Origin of the sequence: Streptomyces sp. NPDC008001, from assembly GCF_042958085.1 — a bacterium.
Classification (GTDB): Bacteria; Actinomycetota; Actinomycetes; order Streptomycetales; family Streptomycetaceae; genus Streptomyces.
Map to the genome: position 1 here is coordinate 623930 of NZ_JBIBIZ010000002.1, position 23310 is coordinate 647239.

A 23310-nucleotide genomic window follows, 5' to 3' on the forward strand; every position below is an offset into this window, starting at 1 on the left:
AAGGGGTCGTACGGGGTACTCGCCTCGCGGGCGGTCCCGCTCGGACGTGTAAGTTCCGGGCCGAGAGCCATCGAAGGGACCGAACCGGTGAACAAGAAGCTCGCGGCCGCACTGTCCGGCGGTACGGCGCTCCTGCTGGCGCTGACCGGCTGCAGCGGCGACGACGACCAGAGCAAGAAGAAGCTGGACGACTGGGCCAAGAAGGTCTGCGACCAGATGCAGCCCCAGGTGAAGAAGATCCTGGACGCCAACAAGTCGATCGCGAGCGTCCAGACGGAGGAGGACTCCAAGAAGGTCCAGCAGACCGACTCCGCGGGCTTCCAGGTCAGCGTCGACGCGTACAAGTCGCTCGCCAACGCGGTGCAGGACGCGGGTGCTCCGCCCGTCAAGGACGGGGAGACCAGCCAGAAGGACGCCGTCAAGGCGCTCAACGACCTCTCCACGGCGTACGCGAACCTGAAGAAGCGGAGCGACGCCCTCGACACCGGTGACAAGAACAAGTTCGGCGAGGGCCTCAGGGGCATCAGCGGGGACATCTCCAAGCTGAGCGGCCAGAGCTCCGAGGCGCTCAAGAAGCTGCAGGCGGGCGACGTCGGCAAGGCCATGGCCAAGCAGCCGGGATGCCAGAAGAACTCGCTCTCCCCGTCGCCGGCGAAGAGCTGACCGAAGAGCTCAGCCGGCGGGGTGGCGCGCCCGCGTCCTCGGGGGCGCGGCGCCGCACCCGGCCGCTTTCGGCGTTTGCCGGTGCCGCCCCCGACAATGGTCCCGTGAGTACGCTCCTTCCCGCCGCCGACCGCGCGCGCAGCTCCCGGCTGCGCGACGCCCTGCTCGCCGCCGCCTTCACCGCCGACGGCCTCCTCGACCTGCTGGGCGCCCCCGCCTACGCCGCCCTCGCCCGCAGCGAGACCGTCCCGGCCCTGCGCGCCACGCGCGGCGACGGCCCGCTGGAGACGCTGGTCCGCCTCTTCCTGCTGCAGTGCCCGGCCCCGTACGCGCGGGCCGCCGCCGCGCTGCCCGTCGACGACTGCCTCGCCGGGGGCTGGCTCGTCCGCGACGGGGACGACGTCCGCGCCACCGTGGACGTCCGCCCCTACGGCGGTCCCGACGGGGAGGACTGGTGGATCGTCTCCGACCTGGGCTGTGCGGTCGGCGGCGCCGGCGGCATCGCCGGGGGCGGAACCGGCCCCTCCGGGGTTGACCGCTCCCAGCTCGTCCTCGGGGTCGGCGGCGCCTCGACCACCCTCGCGGGGATCACCGTCCGCAGGCCCGTCGGGAGCGCCCTCGACCTGGGCACGGGCTCCGGCATCCAGGCCCTGCACGCCACCTCGCACGCCACGCGCGTCACCGCCACCGACCTCAACCCGCGCGCCCTGCACATCGCGCGGCTCACGCTGGAGCTGTCCGGCGTCGCCCCGGCGGACCTGCGCGAGGGCTCGCTCTTCGAGCCGGTCGCCGGCGACACCTTCGACCTGATCGTCTCCAACCCGCCGTTCGTCATCTCGCCCGGCGCACGCCTCACCTACCGCGACGGCGGCATGGGCGGCGACGACCTGTGCCGCACCCTCGTCCAGCAGTCGGCCGACCGGCTGAACGACGGCGGTTACTGCCAGCTGCTCGCCAACTGGCAGCACGTGGAGGGCGAGGACTGGCGCGAGCGGCTGTCCTCCTGGGTGCCGCGCGGCTGCGACGCCTGGATCGTCCAGCGCGAGGTGCAGGACGTCGCCCAGTACGCCGAGCTGTGGCTGCGCGACGCGGGCGACCACCGCGCCGGCCCGGCCGAGTACGCGGCCCGCTATGACGCGTGGCTGGACGAGTTCGAGGCGCGCAAGACCAGGGGCATCGGATTTGGCTGGATCACGCTGCGCAAGTCGGGAGCCGACCGGCCGTCCGTCGTGGTGGAGGAGTGGCCGCACCCGGTCGAGCAGCCGCTCGGCCCCACCGTCCTGTCCCACTTCGAGCGGCAGGACTTCCTGCGGACGCACGACGACGCCGCGCTGCTGGCCTCGCGGTTCGTCCTGGCCGGCGAGGTCGTGCAGGAGCAGGTCGGCCTGCCGGGCGCGGAGGACCCCGAGCACGTGGTGCTGCGCCAGAACCGCGGCATGCGGCGCGCCACCAAGGTGGACACCGTCGGCGCGGGCTTCGCGGGCGTGTGCGACGGCACCCTGACCGCCGGGCGGATCCTCGACGCCATCGCCCAGCTGGTCGGCGAGGACCCGGTGCTGCTGCGGGACCGGACGCCGGAGGCGATCAGGCTGCTCGTCGAGCAGGGCTTCCTGACGCCGGCGGGGGAGTAGGTCCTACGGGCGGGCCGGGGGCGTTTCCGTCACGGCGGTCCCGGCCGCGGTATTTCCGGCGCCGGTGTTTCCGGTCCTGGCGGTTCCGGTTGCGGCGTTTCCGGGGTCACGTGACGAGCCCCACGCACCGCCCGTGTTTGCGGACCGCAATTCCGGACATCGTTTTCTGGACAACCTGCTGCCCGCGGCCCGCGGACGCTTATGCGTCCGACGCCTCGGGCAGGGCCATGTCAAGGATCGACCGTCCTGGGGCTCCGGCGAACTCTTTCGGGTCCAAGCCCGCGTCCCCGCGGCGCGCGGCCCGCCGTCCGCCCCTCCGCTGTCGGACCCTTGGCCAGGGCCGTCAGGGACCGGTGAAGCGCGGCACCGGGGGCGGAGTGGACGTAGCCTTCATTACGACCCTAAGAGTGTGATGTTGGATACCGTGCTGGTTAGAACGTACATCGGGTTACCGTTCGAGTGGCGTTGCGGACTTTTTCCGTTTGACACGGGGGCGGGATGTACCGTCACACTCCGCAGCGTCACCGCAGCGCCCACACCGAGTGCCGACCGGAAGAAGAGCGAAGTTGTCCCCGACCAGCGAGACCGCAAAGGGCGGCCGCCGACTCGTCATCGTCGAGTCGCCTGCCAAGGCGAAGACGATCAAGGGCTACCTCGGCCCCGGATACGTCGTCGAGGCGAGCGTCGGGCACATCCGTGACCTGCCGAACGGGGCCGCCGAGGTCCCGGCGAAGTACAAGGGCGAGTCCTGGGCCCGGCTCGGCGTCAATGTCGACAAGGACTTCCAGCCGATCTACGTCGTGAACCACGACAAGAAGGACCAGGTCAAGAAGCTCAAGGAGCTGCTGGCCGAGTCCGACGAGCTCTTCCTCGCCACCGATGAGGACCGCGAGGGCGAGGCCATCGCCTGGCACCTCCAGGAGGTCCTCAAGCCCAAGGTCCCCGTCCGCCGGATGGTCTTCCACGAGATCACCAAGGACGCGATCCAGGCCGCCGTCGCCAGCCCGCGCGAGCTGAACAAGAAGCTCGTCGACGCCCAGGAGACCCGCCGCATCCTCGACCGCCTCTACGGCTACGAGGTCTCGCCGGTCCTGTGGAAGAAGGTCATGCCGCGGCTGTCGGCCGGCCGCGTGCAGTCCGTGGCCACCCGCCTCGTCGTCGAGCGGGAGCGCGAGCGCATCGCCTTCCGCTCCGCCGAGTACTGGGACCTCACCGGCACCTTCGACACGGGCCGCCCCGGTGACAACAGCGACCCGTCCACCCTCACGGCCCGGCTGGCCTCGGTCGACGGCAAGCGCGTCGCCCAGGGCCGCGACTTCGGGTCGACCGGCCGGCTGAAGGACGCCTCCCAGGTCCTCCACCTGGACGAGGCCAACGCCCGCGCACTGGCCGCCGCCCTCGCGGACACGTCGTTCGCGGTGCGCTCGGTCGAGTCCAAGCCGTACCGCCGCTCGCCGTACGCCCCCTTCCGCACCACGACGCTGCAACAGGAGGCCTCGCGCAAGCTCGGCTTCGGCGCGAAGGCCACCATGCAGGTGGCCCAGAAGCTGTACGAGAACGGCTTCATCACCTACATGCGTACGGACTCCACGACGCTGTCCGACACGGCGGTGAACGCGGCCCGCGCGCAGGTCACGCAGCTCTACGGCGCCGACTACCTGCCGGAGAAGCCGCGTACGTACGCCGGCAAGGTCAAGAACGCCCAGGAGGCGCACGAGGCGATCAGGCCTTCGGGTGATCGTTTCCGCACGCCCGCCGAGACCGGCCTGACCGGCGACCAGTTCCGGCTCTACGAGCTGATCTGGAAGCGGACCGTCGCCTCCCAGATGAAGGACGCGACCGGCAACTCGGTCACCGTCCGGATTGCCGGCCGGGCGAGCGACGGCCGGGAGGCCGAGTTCACCGCCTCCGGCAAGACCATCACCTTCCACGGCTTCATGAAGGCCTACGTGGAGGGCGCGGACGACCCGAACGCCGAGCTCGACGACCGCGAGCGCCGCCTGCCGCAGGTCACCGAGGGCGACCCGCTGGCCGCCCGGGAGATCACGGCCGACGGCCACGCCACCAAGCCCCCCGCCCGCTACACCGAGGCCTCGCTGGTCAAGGAGCTGGAGGAGCGGGAGATCGGCCGCCCGTCGACGTACGCGTCGATCATCGGCACCATCCTCGACCGCGGCTACGTCTTCAAGAAGGGCACGGCGCTCGTCCCGTCCTTCCTGAGCTTCGCCGTCGTCAACCTGCTGGAGAAGCACTTCGGCCGGCTCGTCGACTACGACTTCACCGCCTCCATGGAGGAGGACCTCGACCGCATCGCCCGCGGCGAGGCCCAGGCCGTGCCGTGGCTGCGCCGGTTCTACTTCGGCGAGGGCACCGAAGGCGCCGCGGGCGGCGCCGCCGAGGCCGGCAACGGCGACGGCGACCACCTCGGCGGCCTCAAGGAGCTCGTCACCGACCTCGGTGCGATCGACGCCCGCGAGGTGTCCTCCTTCCCCGTCGGCGAAGGCATCGTGCTGCGCGTCGGCCGCTACGGCCCCTACGTCGAGCGCGGCGAGAAGGACTCCGAGGGCCACCAGCGGGCGGACGTGCCCGACGACCTCGCGCCCGACGAGCTGACCGTCGCGTACGCGGAGGAGCTGCTCGCCAAGCCGAGCGGCGACTTCGAGCTGGGCACCGACCCGGGCACCGGTCACCAGATCGTCGCCAAGGACGGCCGCTACGGCCCGTACGTCACCGAGATCCTCCCCGAGGGCACCCCGAAGACCGGCAAGAACGCGGTCAAGCCGCGCACCGCCTCGCTCTTCAAGTCCATGTCCCTCGACACGGTCACGCTCGAGGACGCGCTCAAGCTCATGGAGCTGCCGCGGGTCGTCGGCAAGGACGCCGAGGGCGTGGAGATCACCGCGCAGAACGGCCGCTACGGTCCTTATCTGAAGAAGGGCACCGACTCGCGCTCCCTGGAGACCGAGGAGCAGCTCTTCACGATCACGCTGGACGAGGCCCTCGCCATCTACGCCCAGCCCAAGCAGCGCGGGCGCGCCGCGGCCAAGCCGCCGCTGAAGGAGCTGGGCACCGACCCGGTCAGCGAGCGCCCCGTCGTCGTCAAGGACGGCCGCTTCGGCCCGTACGTGACGGACGGCGAGACCAACGCGACGCTGCGCCGGGACGACGACGTCGAGACGATCACGCCGGAGCGCGGTTACGAGCTCCTGGCGGAGAAGCGCGCCAAGGGCCCGGCGAAGAAGACCGCCAAGAAGGCCGTGGCGAAGAAGGCGCCGGCGAAGAAGACCGCCGCCAAGAAGACGGCGGCCAAGAAGACCGCGGCGAAGACGACGACCGCGAAGAAGGCCACGGCCGCCAAGAAGACGACCACGGCCAAGAAGACGACGGCGAAGAAGGTGGCCGCGGCCGCCGAGGCCGCCGCCGAGTGACCTGCCTGCCCGCCTCCCTCCGGATCCTGCCGGGGGGGGGGGGGGGGAGGCGGGGCCGGTCACCCGAGGCGTATCACCCGAGGCCTGTCACCTGGGGTTGGTCGCCCCGGACTGGTCGCCCGGGGCGGGGGCCGGTGGCCCGGAGGCGCCGGGCGGTTCCGTCAGCCCGGATGAGGCATCCATTCGTTCGGGCGTATGTTCGGGCGAAAACGCGGAAGCCCTGCACAGCCGGATAGGCTGGCAGGATGACGCGAGCCGAGCAGCCAACCGTGGTGACCTCCACCTCCGGCGCCCTAGCCGCGGACTCCCGCGAGCGTGCCGTCCGGTCCCTGCTGCGCTTCCCCCCGCTGCGGCGGCTGTGGAACGCCCAGTTCGCCGGTGGTGTCGGAGATTCCCTCGCCCTCCTCGTGCTCCTGCTGCTGTCGCTGCAGGCCGCCGTGGCGGAGGGCTCCTTCGGCGGTGGTTACCGGGGCGCGGCCCTCGCCGTCGCCGCGGTCGTAGCGGCCCGGCTGCTGGCGACCCTGCTCTTCGGCGCGGTGCTCCTCGGCCCGCTCTCCTCGCTCATCGCCCCCAGCGGCCCGCTCGACCGCCGCTGGACCATGATCGGCGCCGATGGCGTCCGCATCGGGCTGCTGGTCGTCGCGCCCCTGTGGCTCGGCTGGACGGGCAGCCGCGCGAGCTCCCTGCTGCTGATCTCGGCCTTCGTGATCGGAGTCGCCGAGCGCGTGTGGACGGTCGTCAAGGACAGTGCGGCCCCCGCGCTCCTGCCCGCGCCGGCCCTGGAGGGCTCCGCCGTACGGCCGCTGCCCGACCACTACGACGCGCTGCGGCGGCTCTCGCTGCGGACGAGCTTCGTGTCGCTGCCCTTCGCCGCGGCCGCGCTCCTCGCCGTCACGCTGATCGGCAATCTGCTCGGGACCGGCATCGACTGGTTCCACCGGCACCAGGCGGCCCTCGGCTCGTTCCTCGCGGCCGCGCTGTTCGCCACCTCGGCCGCCATCCTCTACTTCCTGGAGCTGCCCGGAGCGAAGTCGCCGCGCGTGCGCTCCCCGCTGGAGGGCCTGCGCCGCCCCCGGAACGCCCAGGGCCCGGACACCGGCCGCACGGGCGCCATCCCGGTGCTCGTCCTGGCCTGCGCGGCCGTCGCCGGGGCGATCGCCGCGGCCGTCGGCGTCGCCGCCCTCCAGGCCGTCGACCTCGGCGGCGGGCCCGTCGCCTTCGGGCTGCTCGTGCTCGCGCTCAGCGGCGGTCCCGTCATCGGCATCCGCAGCGCCGTCAAGGTGCTCCCCGGCTTCTCGCGGCGCCGGCTGCTCGCGCTGTCGATCGCGCTGACCGGCCTGGCGCTGCTCGCGGCCGGTCTCGTGCCCGACCCCACGACGGTGCTCCTGCTCGTGCTGCTCGCCGGCGTCTGCGCGGGCATCGCCGCCAACACCGGTCACTCCCTCCTGGACCAGGAGACGGAGGAGGCCCGCCGGCCCCGCACGACCGATCACCTGCACGCCGTCGTGCGCGTCACCGCGGCGCTGGGCGCGGTCGCCGCGCCGCTCCTCGCCGCGGGCATCGGGCCGCACCGGCTGGAGCGCGGCAGCTTCGTGTTCGCGCACGGCGGCGCGGCCTTCACGCTGATGCTGGTCGGGGCGCTGCTGCTGCCCGTCGGCGCCCTCGTGCTCGGCAAGACCGACGACCGCCACGGCGTCCCGTTCCGGCGCGACCTGATGGACGTGCTGCGCGGCGGCGACCCCGACCAGGCCCCCGCCGCCACCGGCTTCTTCATCGCCTTCGAGGGCGGCGACGGCGCCGGCAAGTCCACCCAGGTGCGGGCCATCGCCGAGTGGATCCGCTCCAAGGGCCACGAGGTCGTGGTCACCCGCGAGCCCGGCGCCACGCCGATCGGGCAGCGGCTGCGCGCGATCCTCCTGGACGTCGCGTCGGCCGGCCTGTCGGACCGCGCCGAGGCGCTCCTCTACGCGGCCGACCGCGCCGAGCACGTCGACTCCGTCGTGCAGCCCGCCCTGCAGCGGGGCGCGATCGTCATCTCCGACCGCTACATCGACTCCTCCGTGGCCTACCAGGGCGCCGGGCGGGACCTCTCCCCGACCGAGATCGCCCGCATCAACCGGTGGGCGACGGGCGGTCTCGTCCCCCATCTGACCGTGCTGCTGGACGTCTCCCCGGAGACCGCGCGCGAACGTTTCACCGAGGCGCCCGACCGGCTGGAGTCCGAGCCCGCCGAGTTCCACAACCGGGTGCGGACGGGCTTCCTGACGCTGGCTGCCGCCGACCCCTCGCGCTACCTCGTCGTGGACGCCGGGCAGGCGCCCGAGGAGATCACCACCGTCGTGCGGCACCGCCTCGACCAGGTCCTGCCGCTCTCCGCGGCCGAGATCGAGGCCCGCGAGCAGGCCCGCAAGGCCGCCGAGGAAGAGGCCCGGCGCAAGGCCGAGGAAGAGGCCGCGCGCAAGGCGGAGGAGGCGCGGCTGGAGCGCGAGCGCCAGGAGCAGCTCGCCAAGCTGCGTGCCGAGGAGGAGGAGCGCAAGCGGCGCGAGGCCGAGGAGGCCCGCATGCGCGAGGAGGCGCGCCTCGCCGAGGAGGCCCGGCAGCGGGCGGAGGAGGCCCGCCGCCAGGCCGAGGAGGAGCGCAAGCGCCGCGAGGCGGAGGAGCGCACGCGCGCTGCCGAGCAGGAGCGGCTCCGCAAGCAGGCCGAGGAAGAGGCCCGGCTGCGCGCCGAGGCGGAGGAACGGCGCCTGGAGAAGCAGCGGAAGGCGGAGGAAGCGCTGCTGGAGGCGGAGCGGGCGCGGGTCGCGGCGGAGGCGGCGGCTGCCGCTTCGGCTGCGTCCCGGGCTGTGTCCTCGGCTTCGACCGGGGCCTCGGCGTCCGAGGCGCCGACGGTCGAGCGGCCCTCGTTCCGTAAGGAGGCGGCCGTGGCCCCGGAGAGCTCCGAGGAGACGCAGACGGTGCAGTCACCGTCCGTCCACCGGCCCGATCCGCGGAACGAGGACCTGACCGCGGGGCTCGGCCCGGACACGACGCCTACGGTGGAGCGGCCGCGTGCCGACGCGTCGGCGCCTGCCCCGGCTTCGGCCTCGGACGACACGGAGGTGCTGCCGCCGGTGTGGCCCGCCACGCCTCCTGTTGCGCCGCAGCGGGTGACGTGGGGCGTGGAGCCGCAGCAGCCGGAGGCGGCCTCTTCGCCTTCGCCCGCGCCCTCGCGGGAGTCCGAGGAGACGGCGGTCCTGCCGCAGCCTCCGGTCGCGGGGAGCCGTGGCGGCGCGGCTGCGGACGCGGACACCGACGTGACGGAGGTTCTGCCTCCGGTGCGTCCGGAGCCGCGGTCCGAGGACTCCGACGTGACGGAGGTTCTGCCTCCGGTACGGCCGGAGCCGCGGTCCGAGGACCCGGCGGACCGGGTGCCGGACTGGATGTTCCGGCCGGAGGAGCGCGCGGACACGGACGCCGAGCGGACGCGGGAGATGCCGCGGGTGGACGAGAGCGCCCAGGACGCCGCCAAGGGCCGCCGCCGGCCGGGCTGGGCGGAGGAGACCTCCTCCGACGACGACCGGCCCACCTTGGCGGACGAGCTCCTGGGACCGCGGCCGCGTCGTAAGGACACCCGCGACGGCAACGAAAACGACCGGCGCGGCCGGGGCCGCGACCACTGAGCCCTGACCCCTCCGGGGTGGGGGCCTGTCGCGGGCCCGGGTCGTGCCGGCCCCGCCGGCCCACGCCGTGGTGGCTGAGCGCCGCTGCGGCGGGATGAAGAGGCGGGGCCTCTTCGGAACCGGTTGGGTTCCGACGGTGCCGGACCTGGCACGGGGGGCACCCCACGGCTCTCTTGCCGTCAGGCGGAGAATCCGCCGCGACGGCGCTCAGCCGTCGCGGCGCAGACCGGCGGTGCCGGGCAGCCGGCGCCCTCGGGAAGCCCCGCACCGGCCCCGGCAGCCGGCCCCGCAGCCGCCGGCACCGACGGTCGGCGTTCGTTGTCGGTGCCGTGGCCCACAATGGGGAGCGCAGGGCAACCAGTGCGGAGGACAGCCATGGCGGTGTGGGACGACCTGGTCGGGCAGGAGCGGGTGACGGAGCAGCTTTCCGCGGCCGCGCGGGATGCCGATGCGCTGGTCACTGCCGCGGCGTCGCCGTCCGGGCCGGTGCCGGTCGCGGCGGCCGGTACCGCTGCCGGTGGCGGGTCGATGACCCATGCCTGGCTCTTCACCGGGCCCCCCGGCTCCGGCCGGGCCACCGCGGCCCGCGCGTTCGCCGCAGCGCTGCAGTGCCTGAGCCCCGACCGGGCCGCCGGCGCGGTCCCCGGCTGCGGTTTCTGCGACGGCTGTCACACCACGCTCGTGGGCACGCACGCCGACGTGGAGATCGTCCGCACCGACCAGCTGTCGATCGGCGTCAAGGAGACCCGTGACTTGGTCCGCCGCGCCCAGCTCTCCCCGGCCGGAGGCCGCTGGCAGGTGATCGTCCTGGAGGACGCCGACCGGCTCACCGAGGGCGCGGGCAACGTCCTGCTGAAGGCCGTCGAGGAGCCCGCGCCCCGTACGGTCTGGCTCCTGTGCGCACCCTCCCTGGAGGACGTGCTGCCCACCATCCGCTCCCGCTGCCGCCTGCTCACCCTGCGCACGCCGCCGGTGGCCGCCGTGGCCGGCATCCTGGCCCGGCGCGACGGCATCGAGCCGGAGCTGGCCGCGCGCGTGGCCCGCGCCACGCAGGGCCACATCGGCCGGGCCCGCCGCCTGGCCACCGACGAGCGGGCCCGCGCCCGCCGGGCGGCCGTGCTCAAGCTGCCGCTGCGCGTCGACGACGTCGGCGGCTGCCTGAAGGCGGCCCAGGAGCTCATCGACGCGGCCGCCGAGGACGCCAAGCAGGTGGCCGAGGAGGTCGACACCAAGGAGACCGAGGAGCTGCGGGCGGCGCTCGGCGCCGCGGCCGGCACGGGCAGCCGTCTCCCGCGCGGCACGGCCGGCGCCATGAAGGAGCTCCAGGACCGCCAGAAGCGCCGCAGCACCCGCACCCAGCGCGACAGCCTGGACCTGGCCCTGGTCGACCTGACCGGCTTCTACCGCGACGTCCTGGCCCTGCAGCTCGGCTCGCGCGTGGAGATCGCCAACGCGGACGCGCAGGACGCCCTGGAGCGCGTCGCGGCGGCGTCGGGCCCGGAGCGGACGCTGCGCCGCATCGAGGCGATCATCGACTGCCGCCGCGCCCTGGACCGGAACGTGGCGCCGCTGCTGGCGGTCGAGGCGATGACGATGGCGCTGCGGGCGGGCTGAGCCGAGGTGCCGGTGCGAAGCCGGCGAGCAGATGGGCAAGGCGGGCGCATGGCCGGTTACGCACTCTCACTCATATGAGGTTTCCTGGGCCCGGCGGCTGGCGGCGGCCCGCGGAAGTGCGGATACGCTCCGTCGGGGCATGGCGATTCCCGTAACGCCGCGTCATGCCGGGCTCTTCGCCGCCCTGCCCTGCACTGCCTTCTCCGCCCTGCCCCACCCTGCACTCCACGCGTCGCCGCCCCGCACCTCGCTCACGCATCCGCGCAGCTCCACGCCTTCACGCAGAGGGACCAGCCGTATGGATTCCAGCCGCCTGCTCCGTACCTCCGGCACTGTCATCGCGACCGCGGCGCTGCTGATCTCGGGCTGTGCGCTCGGGAACACCTCGCCCCGGGCGACGGCAGCGGCGAGAGCGTACGAGGCGAGCAAGGCGGACGACGCGAGCGATACGGGCGGTGCGGGCGGTACGAGTAACGGCACCCTCGCCCCCCTCCCGGCGGCCATCCCCCCGGCCCTGCAGCGCTACTACGCCCAGAAGCTCGCCTGGCGCCCCTGCGGCACCAGCGGCTTCGAGTGCGCCACCCTCAAGGCCCCGCTGGACTACGACCACCCCCGCGAGGCGGACGACCTCAAGCTCGCCGTCTCCCGCAAGAAGGCCACCGGCGCCGACCACGCCAAGCGCCTCGGCTCCCTCATGGTCAACCCGGGCGGGCCGGGCGGCTCTGCGGTCGGCTATCTCCAGCACTACGCGGCCATCGGCTACCCCGCCGCCGTCCGCGCCCACTACGACATGGTCGCCATGGACCCCCGCGGCGTCGCCGGCAGCGAACCGGTCACGTGCCTCTCCGACCCCGAGATGGACCACTACACGGAGGTCGACCAGACGCCCGACGACCCCACCGAAACCGCGGAACTCGTCGCCTCGTACACGAAGTTCGCCCAGGGCTGCGCCTCCCGCTCGGGCAAGCTCCTGAACCACGTCTCCACCATCGAGGCCGCCCGCGACATGGACGTCCTCCGCGCGGCCCTGGACGACGACAAGCTGACGTACGTGGGCGCCTCGTACGGCACCTTCCTCGGCGCGACCTACGCCGGTCTCTATCCCTCCCGCGTCGGCCGCCTCGTCCTCGACGGGGCCCTCGACCCCGCCCTCAACGCCGAGCAGGTCAACCGCGATCAGACCGCCGGTTTCCAGACGGCCTTCGCGTCCTTCGCCGGGGACTGCGCCCGCCGCAAGGACTGCCCGCTCGGCACGGACCCCGCCGGGGCGGGCGAGCGGCTCTCCGCCTTCTTCAAGAAGGCGGACGCGGCGCCCGTCGCCACCGGCAAGCCCCGCAAGCTGACCGAGAGCCTCGCCACCACGGGCGTGATCTCCGCCATGTACGACGAGGCGGCATGGGGAATGCTGCGCACTGCGCTGAAGGCCGCCTTCGCGGGCGACGGCGGGCCCCTGCTGAAGCTGTCCGACGCCTACTACGAGCGCGACGGCCACGGCGCCTACGCGAACCTCATGGCCGCCAACGCCGCCGTGAACTGCCTGGACCTCCCCCCGGCCTTCCGTTCCCCGACCGAGGTCCGCGCGGCCGAGCCCGCCTTCCGGAAGGCCTCGCCGGTCTTCGGCACATCCCTCGCCTGGGCGGCCCTGACCTGCGGGTACTGGACCGTCCCCGCCACCGGCACCCCGCACCGCATCCCCGCCGCGGGCGCCGCGCCGATCCTCGTCGTCGGCACCACCCGCGACCCGGCCACCCCCTACGGCTGGGCCCGCTCCCTGGCCTCGCAGCTCTCCTCCGGACGCCTCCTGACCTACGAGGGCGACGGCCACACCGCCTACACCCGCGGCAGCGCCTGCGTCGACAAGGCCGTCAACACCTACCTGCTGACCTCGGCCGCGCCCCCGGCGGGGCAGCGCTGTTCCTGAGAGCGCCCGGAAACGGGGAAGCGTAAGAGGGCCGGCGCGGCCATCCCGTACGCCGGCCCGGTCCCCGTACGTCAGCCCGTCAGGCCTCGTTGAGGACCCGGACCGGTGCCCCCGCCGCGTAGGCGCCGACCGCCTCGACCGAATCGCCGTAGCACAGCGCGAAGTTGTCCTCGGTCACGTAACCGATGTGCGGGGTCAGCACCGTACGGGGAGCGTCGAGCAGCCGGTGTCCGGCGGGCAGCGGCTCCGTTTCGTGCACGTCGAGCCCCGCGCCCGCGATCCAGCCGCCGTGGAGGGCCTTGACCAGTGCCGTCTCGTCGACGAGCTGGGCGCGGGAGGTGTTGACCAGGTACGCGGTGGGGCGCATCCGCCGCAGCTCGTCCTCGCCCACGAGACCCCGGGTCGCGTCGGCCAGCCTCATGTGGACGCTCACCACGTCGGACGCGGCGAACAGTTCGTCCTTGCCGACCGCGCGCACCCCCGCCTCCTCGGCCCGCTCCGGCGTCATGCGGGGGCTCCAGGTGACCACGTCCATCCCGAACGCGATGCCCACGTCGGCCACCCGCTTGCCGAGCTTGCCCAGCCCCAGCACGCCGAGGGTGGTCCCGGCCAGGCCCGTGCCGACGCCGCCCTGCCAGCCGCCGGCCCGCAGCCGCGCGTCCTGGGCGGCGGCCCCGCGGGTCAGTTCCAGGATGAGCGCCCAGGTCAGCTCCGCCGCCGGGTAGGGGGTCATGCGGGTGCCGCTCACCGTGACGCCGTACTCCGCCGCGGCGGCGAGGTCGATCGCGTCGTTGCGCATGCCCGAGGTGACGAGGAGCTTCAGCCGGGGCAGCCGGGAGAGGACGGCGGCGGGGAAGGGGGTCCGCTCCCGCATGGCGATGACGGCGTCGTACGGGGCGAGCCGCTCGACGACGTCCTGCGGGTCGGCCAGGTGGTCGGCGAAGAAGTCCGCCTCCGCACCGTCGGGAAGGCCCGACCAGCAGGTCAGGCCGGCCGCGGCGTCGTTGTAGTCGTCTATGACGGCGATACGCATCACAAGAGGTCCTCGTTCGAACGGCAGGGCGTCGGTACATCGCCTCGATCATGAACAGCCTCGGCGCCCGCAACCGGCTCCACGCCGGCGACATCCACGAAAGGCCCCGGTCGCAGGTGGCGCGAGTGAGCGGTATCACACCGAAAAGCCCGGCTCGGACAATGTCCGGGCCGGGCCTCTTCGGAGCCGCCTTCGGGATTCGAACCCGAGACCTACGCATTACGAGTGCGTTGCTCTGGCCAACTGAGCTAAGGCGGCAATGCTGCCTGGTCCTGACCGGCTTCAGCAGCGCGGCTAAGTCTACACACTCCCGAGGGGTGCTCCGTACTCGACCGCCGAGGCGATGATCTTGGCGATCTCCTGCTGGTGATCGTTGAGGTAGAAGTGGCCGCCCGGGAAGACGCTGATCGTGAAGGCGCCGGTGGTGTGGTGCTCCCAGTCCCGGACCTCGTCGGTGGTGGCCTTGGGGTCGGCGTCGCCGGTCAGGGCGTGGACGGGGCAGCCGACGCGGAGGCCGGGGCGGGCGCGGTAGGTCTCGATGGCCCGGTAGTCGGCGCGGAGGGCCGGCAGGACCATCTCGAGGACCTCCGGGTTGTCCAGCATCCCGGCGTCCGTGCCGCTCAGCCTGCGGAGCTCCTCGACCAGCTCCTCGTCGCTGCGCAGGTGCACCGTCTCGGCGCGGTGCCGCGAGGGGGCGCGGCGGCCGGAGACGAAGAGGGCGACCGGGACCGTGCCCCGCTCCTCCAGGCGCAGGGCGACCTCGAAGGCGAGGGCCGCGCCCATGCTGTGGCCGAAGAGGGCCAGGGGGCGGTCGGCCGCCGGGGCCAGGATCTCGGCGGTGCGGTCCGCGAGGCCGGCGATGCTGTCGATGCAGGGGTCCGCCCGCCGGTCCTGGCGGCCGGGGTACTGGACCGAGAGGACGTCCACCGAGGGTGAGAGGGCCTTCGACAGCGGGAAGAAATAGCTGGCCGAACCTCCGGCGTGCGGCAGGCAGACCAGGCGCACCGGTGCCTGCTCCGCCGGATGGAATCGGCGAATCCACTTCTTGTCGTCCATCGTCCCGGTTTCCCTTCGGTGCCGTGCAGTTGACGCCATTCGGGTCCCGGGCAGCATACGTCGGGGCATACGCCGGAGGGGGGTGATACGGCCGGGGGTTCCTTCCGGCGCCCCGCCCGTATTAGGTTCCTCGCAGGGGGCGGAATGCGTGGCGCCGGCTCGAAGTGCGCCGGAACACACGGCTGTTCCGGTTTGAAAGGGGGATTCTCGGGGGAGCCCGGGGAATTCCAGGGAAACGGCGAGAATCGGCGAGAAGGACACACAGTGCCCCACACACTGCCCGGCACCGGGCCCGACGCGGTCACCGGCGGGAAATTGCTGGCCGTCAGCGATCTGCACGTCGCGTACAAAGAAAACCGCGCGCTCGCCGAAAGGCTGCGGCCCGGGAGCGACGCCGACTGGCTCATCGTGGCCGGCGACGTCGGCGAGCAGTTCGCGGACATCGAATGGACGCTGCGCCTGCTCGCCGAGCGATTCGCCAAGGTGATCTGGGCGCCCGGCAACCACGAGCTGTGGACCCACCCCCAGGACCCGGTCGACCTGCGCGGCGAAAAGCGCTACCTGCACCTCGTGGAGCTGTGCCGCAGCCTCGGCGTCGCCACCCCCGAGGACCCCTACCCCGTCTGGCGCGGCGAGGGCGGCCCGGTCGCCGTGGCACCGCTCTTCGTGCTCTACGACTACACCTTCCGCGTGCCCGGCGCGCACACGAAGGAGGAGTCGCTGCGCCGCGCCTACGACGCCGGCATCGTCTGCGCCGACGAGCACTTCCTGCACCCGGACCCGTACCCCGGCCGCGACGCCTGGTGCCACGCGCGCGTGGAGTACACGGAGCGCCGCCTCGCCGCGGTCGACCCCGCGCACCGGACGGTCCTGGTCAACCACTTCCCGCTGGTCCGCGAGCCCACCAGGATCCTGCGGTACCCCGACTTCGCCCAGTGGTGCGGTACGGAGCTGACCGCCGACTGGCACACCCGCTTCCGGGCCGCGGCCGCCGTCTACGGCCACCTGCACATCCCGCGCGTCACCTGGCACGACGGCGTGCGGTTCGAGGAGGTCTCCGTCGGCTATCCGCGCGAGTGGCAGCCGCGGCCGCCGCGCGAGCCGCTGCGGCAGATCCTGCCCCGGCCGGCCGGCGAGGGCCCGCAGGGGAGTGCGTGGTGATCGAGGAGCTCCTGCCCCCGGAGGCCGTGGCGGAGGAGGGCTTCGGCAGCCCGTCGCCGGCAGCGGCCTCCCTGCATCCCGTCTTCCCCGAGGAAGCCGCGGTCGTCGCCCGCGCCGTGCCCAAGCGGAAGGAAGAGTTCGCGGCCGTGCGGGTCTGCGCGCGGGCGGCGCTGGGGCGGCTGGGGCTGCCGCCCGTCCCGCTCCTGCCCAACCGGCGCGGGGCCCCGCAGTGGCCAGCCGGAGTGGTCGGCAGCATGACGCACTGCGACGGCTACCGGGCGGCCGTCGTGGCCCGATCCGGCACCCTGGCGTCGGTCGGCATCGACGCCGAGCCGAACGGCCCGCTGCCGGACGGCGTCCTCGACGTCGTCTCGCTGCCCGGGGAGCGCGCGTGGATCCGCTCGCTCACCGCGCTCCGCCCCGAAGTCCACTGGGGGCGCCTGCTGTTCAGCGCCAAGGAGAGCGTCTTCAAGACCTGGTATCCGCTGACCGGGCAGGAGCTGGACTTCGAGGAGGCGGAGCTGGAGGTCGACCCCGGCGCCCGCACGTTCTCCGCCCGGCTCCTCGTCCCCGGCCCGGTCGTGGGCGGCGTCCGCCTGGACGGGTTCGCCGGGCGGTGGGCCGTGGGCAGCGGCCTGGTGGTGACGGCCATCGCCCTCCCGGCCGCCGTACCGTCCACCGCACCGCCCGCCGCCTCGGCCACCGCGCCGTCCGTCGTGCCCCCTCCCGGCGCCCCGGGCGGCCCGTCCGTCAGCGGGTCCGCGGCATCCCGCGCCTGAACGCGGCGAAGTCCTCGGGCAGCTCGCGCGCGTAGCGGGTGTTGAGCCACAGGCGCAGCAGGTCGCGGCGGCGGTCCGGCTCGTCGCGGAAGGCGGAGCGGCCGTGGACGACGACGTTGTTGTTCAGCAGCTGGAGGTCGCCGGCGCGCAGGGTCATCTCGATGCGGTGCCCGGGCATTCCCGCGACGTCCTGGAAGAGCTGCAGCGCGTGCTTCTCGACGTCGCTCAGCGGGATTCCGGACTTCGGGACGGCCGAGTCGATGTAGTGCGTCATGTAGAAGCGGCAGCTGAGCTGTCCGCCGAAATAGCCGTACACCGCGTTGCGGTAGTACGGCAGCTCGTCCGAGCCCTCCTCCGTGCGCCGGTCGTAGACGAATCCCCGGTAGTACAGGCCGAGCAGCTCGCGGTGGTGGGCGAGGAGGTGGTTGTGGACGGTCATGGAGCTGGCGAGGGTGCTGACGCCGCCCTCGCCCGCCTGGCGCAGGCAGAGCAGGCCCACGATGTCGGAGCTGTCGGTGTGGAAGGGCAGCTCGGAGCGGGTGCGGTAGGCGCGGATGGCGGATTCGGTGACCTCGCCCTCCCCGTAGTCCTTGACGTGGGCGATCAGCTCGCCCGCCGCGTTCTGGGAGACGGGGGTGCCCAGGTGCAGCGCGATGCCCCAGTACGCCAGGCGCGCGTCCTCCAGGCTCCACCGCTCCACGGGAAGGCCGCGCAGGACGGTGAAGCCGCGGCCGAACTCCAGGTCCTGGACGGCTGCTTCGAAAGTCTTGCCGAGGACGGGCAGCGGGAAGTCGGCGACCGTGAGCTGTCCGAGCGCGAGCCCGCGTGCTTTCACCGCCGCGAGAGCCGTTTCCAGATCGTCGATTTCTTCCGGGGTGAGGACGACCACCCAGTCGCTTTCCCCGGTGAAGTCGGCGGCCGTCCAGGCGGACGGCCCGGAGACGGGCTCGGTGAGGATGGTGCCGTCGGACGGTGCAGGCATACGGACTCCACTCGGTATTCGCTGAGCATGCGGCAGTTGCGCGGCACACCGATCATGATTCGAAGTCCACCGGCGGTCAATGGAGTTGGGAACGGAGCGACGGCAGGGGCGGAGTGTCGTGATTGCGCGTGAACTCGATCACCTTCGCGCCCTCCTCCATGGTGTGGAACGCGCGCCGGTGGTTAGTTTCCGGGAGGACACGGCGACACAGGGACGCAGAGACACGGAGACACAGTGGCCAAGTCAACTGCCGGGCCAGGACCGGCACTCCGACGTTCCGCCCGCGCGGCGGGCTGCGCCCTCTTGGCCGGGACCCTTGCGGCCGCGTGCGGCTCCGGCGGCGGCACCTCCGGCTCCGGCACCTCCGACTCGCTCTCCGTCGGCCTCATCGCCGAGCCCGCCAGCCTCGACTTCACCACCACCGACGGCGCGGCCGTCCCGCAGGCCACGCTCGGCAGCATCTACGAGGGCCTGGTCCGCGTCGACCAGCAGGGGAAGATCCAGCCCCTGCTCGCCGAGCGCTACGAGCGCTCCGACGACGGCCGCACGTACACCTTCCGCCTCCGCAAGGGCGTCAAGTTCACCAACGGCGCCGAGTTCACCGCCGACGACGCCGTCTTCTCCATCGACCGGGTGAAGAAGGAGTGGAAGCTGAAGACGGCCCGCCAGATGGACGTGGTCGACAAGGCCGAGAAGACCGACGACCACACGGTCAAGATCACCCTGAACCGCGCGAGCAACGGCTGGCTCTACGCCATGACCACCCGCATCGGCGCCATGTTCAGCCGTACGGGCACCGGCGACCTCGCCAACCACCCCGTCGGCACCGGGCCCTTCAAGCTGGCCGAGCGCCGCCGCGGCGACCGGATCGTCCTCGACCGCAACGCCTCCTACTGGGGGACGAAGCCGGAGCTGTCGAAGGTCACCCTGAAGTACTTCAAGGACGCCGGGGCGATGAACAACGCCCTGCTCACCGAGGGCATCGACGTCATCGGCACGGTCCAGGCCCCCGAGTCGCTCTCCCGCTTCTCCGACAAGAACCGCTTCCAGATCATCGAGGGCTCCTCCACCGGCGAGGTCGTCCTGTCGATGAACAACTCCCGCGAGCCGTTCAAGGACAAGCGGGTCCGCCAGGCCGTCCGCCACGCCATCGACCACAAGGCGCTCGTGGACACCACCCGGGCCGGCCACGGCAAGCTCATCGGCACCATGGCCACCCCCACCGACCCCTGGTACGAGGACCTGACCGGCCGCTACCCCTACGACCCGGCGAAGGCCAGGCAGCTGCTGAAGGACGCGGGCGCCGAGGGCCGCACCCTGAAGTTCCGGGTGCCCAACATGCCGTACGCGATGTCCGCGGCGCAGGTCGTGAAGTCCCAGCTCGAACAGGTCGGGCTGAAGGCGGAGATCGAACCCCTGGAGTTCCCCGCGCGCTGGCTGTCCGAGGTCTACAACAAGGCCGACTACGACCTCTCCGTCATCGCCCACACCGAGCCGCGCGACCTGTGGACGTTCGCCGACCCCGGCTACTACTTCCGCTACGACAACCCGGAGTACGCGAAGCTGCTCAAGGAGGCCGACGCGGGCAAGCCCGAGGACGAGGCCGCCCGCTACCGCGACGCCGCCCGCCTGCTCTCCGACGACGCCGCCGCCGACTGGCTCTACCTCATGCCCAACCTGATGGTGGCCGGCAAGAACATCACCGGTCTGCCGGTCAACCAGGTCGGCGAGGGCTTCGACCTCACGAACGTCCGCCGGGCGAAGAAGTAGGAAGCGGTCCGGTATGCGGGTGTTCCTGCGCAGGACGGCATCGCTGCTGGTCAGCGCCTTGATCGCCAGCTTCGTCGTGTTCGCCTTCCTGTCCGTGCTGCCCGGTGACCCGGCCGAGGTCGCCCTCGGCACGAACGCAAGCCCGGCGGAGCTGGCCTCGCTGCGCCACTCCTTCGGCACCGACCGGCCGCTCGTCGTCCAGTACGCGGACTGGGCGCAGGGCCTGCTGCACGGCGACTTCGGCACCTCGTACGTCAGCCGCGACCTCATCGGGCCCCGCATCGCCGACCGGCTCGGCGTCACCTGCTGGCTGGCGCTCGGCGGCATGCTCGTGGCCGTCCTCTTCGCGCTGCCCGCCGGCGTGCTCGCCGCGGCCTGGCACCGCAGGCCCGCGGGCGCCCTGCTGTCGGCGGTCAGCCAGGCGGGGATCGCGGTCCCCGCCTTCCTCGCCGGCATCCTGCTCGTCTACGTCTTCGCGGTCCGGGCGGGGGCGCTGCCCGCGGGGGGCTACACCCCGCTCGCCGAGGACCCCGCGGCCTGGGCGCGGCAGCTCGTCCTGCCCTGCCTGTCCCTCGGCCTCGTGCAGGGCGCGGTCCTCACCCGCTACGTGCGCTCCGCCGTCCTGACCGTCCTGCACCAGGACTTCCTGCGCACGGCACGGGCCAAGGGCCGCCGCCGGTGGCCCGCCCTGTGGCGGCACGGTCTGCCCAACGCCGCCGTCCCCGTCCTGACCGTCCTGGGGCTGCAGCTGTCGACCGTGCTCGTCGGGGCGGTCGTCGTCGAGCGGGTCTTCGTCATCCCGGGCCTCGGTGACCTGCTGCTGCAGTCCGTGGCCGACCGCGACCTGCTGGTCGTCCAGGGCGTGGTGATCGTCCTGGTCGTGGCCGTGCTCGTCGTCAACGTGGTCACGGACCTGCTCTACCACCTGCTCGACCCGCGCCTGCGGAGCCGTTGATGACCTCAGTCCGTAGGCTCGCCCGCCGCCCCGCCCTCACCGCCGGCGGAATCCTCGTCACTCTCGTCCTCGCGCTCGCTCTGCTGTCCCTCCTCTGGACGCCCTACGACCCCACCCATGTGGACGCGGCACAGCGCCTGCTGCCACCCGGCGGCGGACACCTCCTGGGCACCGACCAGTTCGGCCGGGACGTCACCAGCCGGCTGATGACGGGGGCCCGGACGACCGTCTTCGTCGGGGTCGTGGCCGTCGGCTTCGCCGTCGTCATCGGCGTGCCGATGGGCATCGCCGCGGGCATGTCGGGAGGCCCGCTCAGTGCGCTGCTGATGAGAGTGAGCGATTTCCTGCTGGCCTTCCCGGCCCTGCTGCTCGCCATCATGCTGGCGGCCGTCTACGGCACGAGCACCCTCACCGCCATGGTGGCCATCGGCATCGCCTCCGCCCCCGGCTTCGCGCGCGTGGCCCGCGCCGCGACGCTGCGCGTCATGGCCGCCGAGTACGTCGACGCCGCGCGGCTCGCCCGGCGCACCCGCGCGGCCATCGCCGTGCGGCACGTCCTGCCGAACATCCGGGACGTCGTCATCGTGCAGGTGTCGGTGGCCTTCGCGACAGCCGTGCTCGCCGAGGCCGCGCTGTCCTACCTGGGCCTCGGGACGCCGCCGCCCACCCCCTCCTGGGGGCGGATGCTGCTCGACTCCCAGGAGCTGCTGTTCTCCAAGCCCGAGCTGTGCCTGTGGCCGGGCCTCGCCATCGCCGCCGCGGTCCTCGGGCTCAACCTCCTGGGCGACGGCCTGCGGGACCGCTTCGACCCCACGCTGGAAGGTGTCCGGTGAGCCCTGCGAGCCCGGTGAAAGCGACGGGCCCGGCCAGCCCCGGCAGCACGCTGCTGGAGGTCGACGGCCTCACCGTCGGTGCCGGGGACAAGCCGCTCGTGCGGGGCGTCGGCTTCACGGTCGGCCGGGGGGAGCGCGTCGGCATCATCGGCGAGTCCGGCTCCGGGAAGACCCTCACCGCGCTCGCCCTCCTGGGCCTCCTCGGCGAGGGCCTGCGGGCCGGGGGCAGCGCCCGCCTGGACGGGGTCCCCTTCGACCTGCTGGGCGCCACGGACCGCGAGCTGTCGACCGTACGGGGGCGGCTCGCGGGCATGGTCTTCCAGGAGCCGATGACGGCCCTCAACCCCGTCATGAAGGTGGGGCCGCAAGTGGCCGAGTCGCTGCGGCTGCACGGCCCCCGCAGCGAACGCCCCGGCCGGGCCGCCGCCCGCACCACCGCCGTGGGCCTCCTGGACCGGCTGCGCCTGCCCGACCCCGGCCGGGCCGCCCGCGCCTACCCCCACCAGCTCTCCGGCGGCCAGCGCCAGCGCGCCGTGCTCGCCGGGGCCCTCGCCGGCGACCCGGCCCTGCTGATCTGCGACGAGCCGACCACCGCCCTGGACGTCACCGTCCAGAAGGAGATCGTCGACCTCATCACGGGCGTGTCCGACGAGCGCGGCACGGCGGTGCTCTACATCAGCCACGACCTCGCGCTCGTCGCGTCCGTCTGCCACCGCGTCCTGGTGATGCACGACGGGGAGGTCGTCGAGAGCGGGCCCGTGGAGCGGGTGCTGCGGCAGCCCGAGCACCCGTACACGCGCGCCCTGCTGAGCGCGTCCGACCTGTCGGTCCCGGTCCCGCGGCCCCCCGCGCCCGCCGAGCCGGAGACGCTGCTGCGGGCCCGCGGCCTGACCCGGCGCTACGCCCGCCCCCGCCGCCGCCTCCTCGGCCCCCGGGAGCACTTCACGGCGCTGGAGGGCCTGGACCTGGACCTGCGCGCGGGCGGCCGGGTCGGGGTGGTCGGCGAGTCGGGCTCGGGCAAGACGACGCTGCTGCGGCTGCTGTCGGGGCTGGACAGGCCCACCTCGGGGACGGTCGGCAGGCCGGCACCGCGGGCGGCCGGGAATGCGCCGCAGCGGACGGACGGCCGCCCGGCGCCGGGGACGGCCGGGAACGCGGTGGGCAGCGGCCTTCAAGTGGTCTTCCAGGACCCCATGGGCTCCCTCGACCCCCGGATGCGCGTGCGGGACATCATCGCCGAGCCGCTCCCGGACCGCCGCTCGCCCGCGGCCGCGGACCGCGTGGCCGCGCTCCTCGCCGACGTGGGCCTGCCGGCGGAGGCGGCGGACCGCTATCCGCACCAGTTCTCCGGCGGGCAGCGGCAGCGCATCGCCATCGCGCGCGCCCTGGCCCCCCGCCCGTCCGTCCTCCTCGCCGACGAGCCGGTCAGCGCCCTGGACGTGTCCGTACGGGCCCAGGTCCTCGACGTCCTGAGCAAGGTCACCGCCGAGCGGGACATGGCCCTGTGCATCGTCACCCACGACCTGGGCGTGGTGCGCTACCTGTGCGACGAGGTGGTGGTGATGAGGGAGGGGAGAGTGGTGGAGCGGGGGCCGGTCGAGCGCGTGTGGGAGGCGCCCGAGCACCCGTACACGCGGCAGCTGCTGGAGGCCGTGCCGGTCCTGCGGTGACCGGAGGGGCCCGGCGGGATCCCGGAGGGTCCGGCAAGGCCGGGGAATGGTCGGCACCTGTCCGCAGCGACGCCCCGGCCCGCTGCTGTGCATGCGCAGCAACGGAGCACTGTGTGCTGCTGTGTGAAGCCACGGACAGGTTGCCGCCGCTCTTC

The 23310-nt window shown here is 73.2% G+C and carries 15 protein-coding genes and 1 tRNA gene; 12 read left to right on the forward strand and 4 right to left on the reverse strand.

Features of this window, described 5'->3' with window-relative positions; all coding sequences use genetic code 11:
* The first annotated feature begins 87 nt into the window (after window positions 1–87).
* The 6 genes from ACFZCD_RS07840 (at window position 88) to ACFZCD_RS07865 (ending at window position 12916) form a co-directional block, all read left to right on the forward strand.
* On the forward strand, window positions 88–663 hold the full coding sequence (locus ACFZCD_RS07840; RefSeq protein WP_391828886.1) for a small secreted protein: 576 nt from the start codon (window positions 88–90) through the stop codon (window positions 661–663).
* Between the two features lie 104 nt (window positions 664–767).
* Entirely contained in the window at window positions 768–2294 is a 1527-nt protein-coding gene (locus ACFZCD_RS07845; RefSeq protein WP_391828887.1) for a methyltransferase, read from the forward strand.
* A gap of 566 nt (window positions 2295–2860) precedes the next feature.
* Window positions 2861–5722 (forward strand): type I DNA topoisomerase, encoded by a 2862-nt coding sequence (topA, locus tag ACFZCD_RS07850; protein WP_391828888.1) that lies wholly within the window; start codon window positions 2861–2863, stop codon window positions 5720–5722.
* A 245-nt stretch (window positions 5723–5967) separates the two neighbouring features.
* Window positions 5968–9381, forward strand: coding sequence for a dTMP kinase (tmk, locus tag ACFZCD_RS07855; protein WP_391828889.1), 3414 nt, complete (start codon window positions 5968–5970; stop codon window positions 9379–9381).
* A gap of 375 nt (window positions 9382–9756) precedes the next feature.
* Window positions 9757–10995: a DNA polymerase III subunit delta' gene (locus ACFZCD_RS07860; protein WP_391828890.1), complete on the forward strand. Its 1239-nt coding sequence runs from the start codon at window positions 9757–9759 to the stop codon at window positions 10993–10995.
* A gap of 298 nt (window positions 10996–11293) precedes the next feature.
* A complete protein-coding gene (locus ACFZCD_RS07865) occupies window positions 11294–12916 on the forward strand; it encodes an alpha/beta hydrolase (protein ID WP_391828891.1) in 1623 nt (540 codons plus the stop codon).
* A gap of 79 nt (window positions 12917–12995) precedes the next feature.
* Here the strand turns inward: ACFZCD_RS07865 and ACFZCD_RS07870 are convergent, their stop codons facing one another.
* The 3 genes from ACFZCD_RS07870 to ACFZCD_RS07880 all read right to left on the reverse strand — a co-directional run bounded on the left by ACFZCD_RS07870 (window position 12996) and on the right by ACFZCD_RS07880 (window position 15005).
* Window positions 12996–13949, reverse strand: a complete 954-nt coding sequence (locus ACFZCD_RS07870) for a D-2-hydroxyacid dehydrogenase family protein (RefSeq protein ID WP_391828892.1) — start codon at window positions 13947–13949, stop codon at window positions 12996–12998.
* Window positions 13950–14133: 184 nt separating this feature from the next.
* Window positions 14134–14207 (reverse strand) — tRNA-Thr (locus ACFZCD_RS07875).
* Between the two features lie 42 nt (window positions 14208–14249).
* Window positions 14250–15005: a thioesterase II family protein gene (locus ACFZCD_RS07880; protein WP_391828893.1), complete on the reverse strand. Its 756-nt coding sequence runs from the start codon at window positions 15003–15005 to the stop codon at window positions 14250–14252.
* Window positions 15006–15269: 264 nt separating this feature from the next.
* Between ACFZCD_RS07880 and ACFZCD_RS07885 the strand changes: the two genes are divergently transcribed.
* Together ACFZCD_RS07885 and ACFZCD_RS07890 are read left to right on the forward strand one after the other, a co-directional pair.
* Complete coding sequence (locus tag ACFZCD_RS07885; RefSeq protein ID WP_391828894.1) at window positions 15270–16166, forward strand: metallophosphoesterase family protein; 897 nt, start codon at window positions 15270–15272, stop codon at window positions 16164–16166.
* A complete protein-coding gene (locus ACFZCD_RS07890; RefSeq protein ID WP_391828895.1) occupies window positions 16163–16945 on the forward strand; it encodes a 4'-phosphopantetheinyl transferase in 783 nt (260 codons plus the stop codon). Before ACFZCD_RS07885 ends, ACFZCD_RS07890 begins: the two co-directional genes overlap by 4 nt.
* On the opposite strand, the gene ACFZCD_RS07895 is transcribed toward ACFZCD_RS07890, so the two are convergent.
* Window positions 16917–17927: a TauD/TfdA family dioxygenase gene (locus ACFZCD_RS07895; protein ID WP_391828896.1), complete on the reverse strand. Its 1011-nt coding sequence runs from the start codon at window positions 17925–17927 to the stop codon at window positions 16917–16919. The two genes, ACFZCD_RS07890 and ACFZCD_RS07895, sit on opposite strands and share 29 nt — an antisense overlap.
* Before the next feature lie 303 nt (window positions 17928–18230).
* On the opposite strand from ACFZCD_RS07895, the gene ACFZCD_RS07900 reads away from it, so the two are divergent.
* The 4 genes from ACFZCD_RS07900 to ACFZCD_RS07915 are packed head-to-tail and all read left to right on the forward strand — an operon-like array spanning window position 18231 to window position 23155.
* Window positions 18231–19697, forward strand: coding sequence for an ABC transporter substrate-binding protein (locus tag ACFZCD_RS07900; RefSeq protein WP_391828897.1), 1467 nt, complete (start codon window positions 18231–18233; stop codon window positions 19695–19697).
* A 13-nt stretch (window positions 19698–19710) separates the two neighbouring features.
* Window positions 19711–20652: an ABC transporter permease gene (locus tag ACFZCD_RS07905; RefSeq protein WP_391828898.1), complete on the forward strand. Its 942-nt coding sequence runs from the start codon at window positions 19711–19713 to the stop codon at window positions 20650–20652.
* Window positions 20652–21485: an ABC transporter permease gene (locus ACFZCD_RS07910; protein ID WP_391828899.1), complete on the forward strand. Its 834-nt coding sequence runs from the start codon at window positions 20652–20654 to the stop codon at window positions 21483–21485. The genes ACFZCD_RS07905 and ACFZCD_RS07910 overlap by 1 nt, the downstream gene beginning before the upstream one ends.
* The gene (locus tag ACFZCD_RS07915; RefSeq protein ID WP_391828900.1) at window positions 21482–23155 is read left to right on the forward strand and encodes a dipeptide ABC transporter ATP-binding protein; all 1674 of its coding nucleotides are present in this window, start codon (window positions 21482–21484) and stop codon (window positions 23153–23155) included. The genes ACFZCD_RS07910 and ACFZCD_RS07915 overlap by 4 nt, the downstream gene beginning before the upstream one ends.
* The last annotated feature ends 155 nt before the right edge of the window (window positions 23156–23310 follow it).

Bases quoted from the DNA above. Each gene is read 5' to 3' on its own strand.
- tmk (WP_391828889.1), top strand. From the start codon at position 5,968: ATGACGCGAGCCGAGCAGCCAACCGTGGTGACCTCCACCTCCGGCGCC.
- ACFZCD_RS07905 (WP_391828898.1), top strand. From the start codon at position 19,711: ATGCGGGTGTTCCTGCGCAGGACGGCATCGCTGCTGGTCAGCGCCTTG.
- ACFZCD_RS07910 (WP_391828899.1), top strand. From the start codon at position 20,652: ATGACCTCAGTCCGTAGGCTCGCCCGCCGCCCCGCCCTCACCGCCGGC.
- ACFZCD_RS07860 (WP_391828890.1), top strand. From the start codon at position 9,757: ATGGCGGTGTGGGACGACCTGGTCGGGCAGGAGCGGGTGACGGAGCAG.
- ACFZCD_RS07870 (WP_391828892.1), bottom strand. From the start codon at position 13,949: ATGCGTATCGCCGTCATAGACGACTACAACGACGCCGCGGCCGGCCTG.
- ACFZCD_RS07880 (WP_391828893.1), bottom strand. From the start codon at position 15,005: ATGGACGACAAGAAGTGGATTCGCCGATTCCATCCGGCGGAGCAGGCA.
- ACFZCD_RS07895 (WP_391828896.1), bottom strand. From the start codon at position 17,927: ATGCCTGCACCGTCCGACGGCACCATCCTCACCGAGCCCGTCTCCGGG.
- ACFZCD_RS07865 (WP_391828891.1), top strand. From the start codon at position 11,294: ATGGATTCCAGCCGCCTGCTCCGTACCTCCGGCACTGTCATCGCGACC.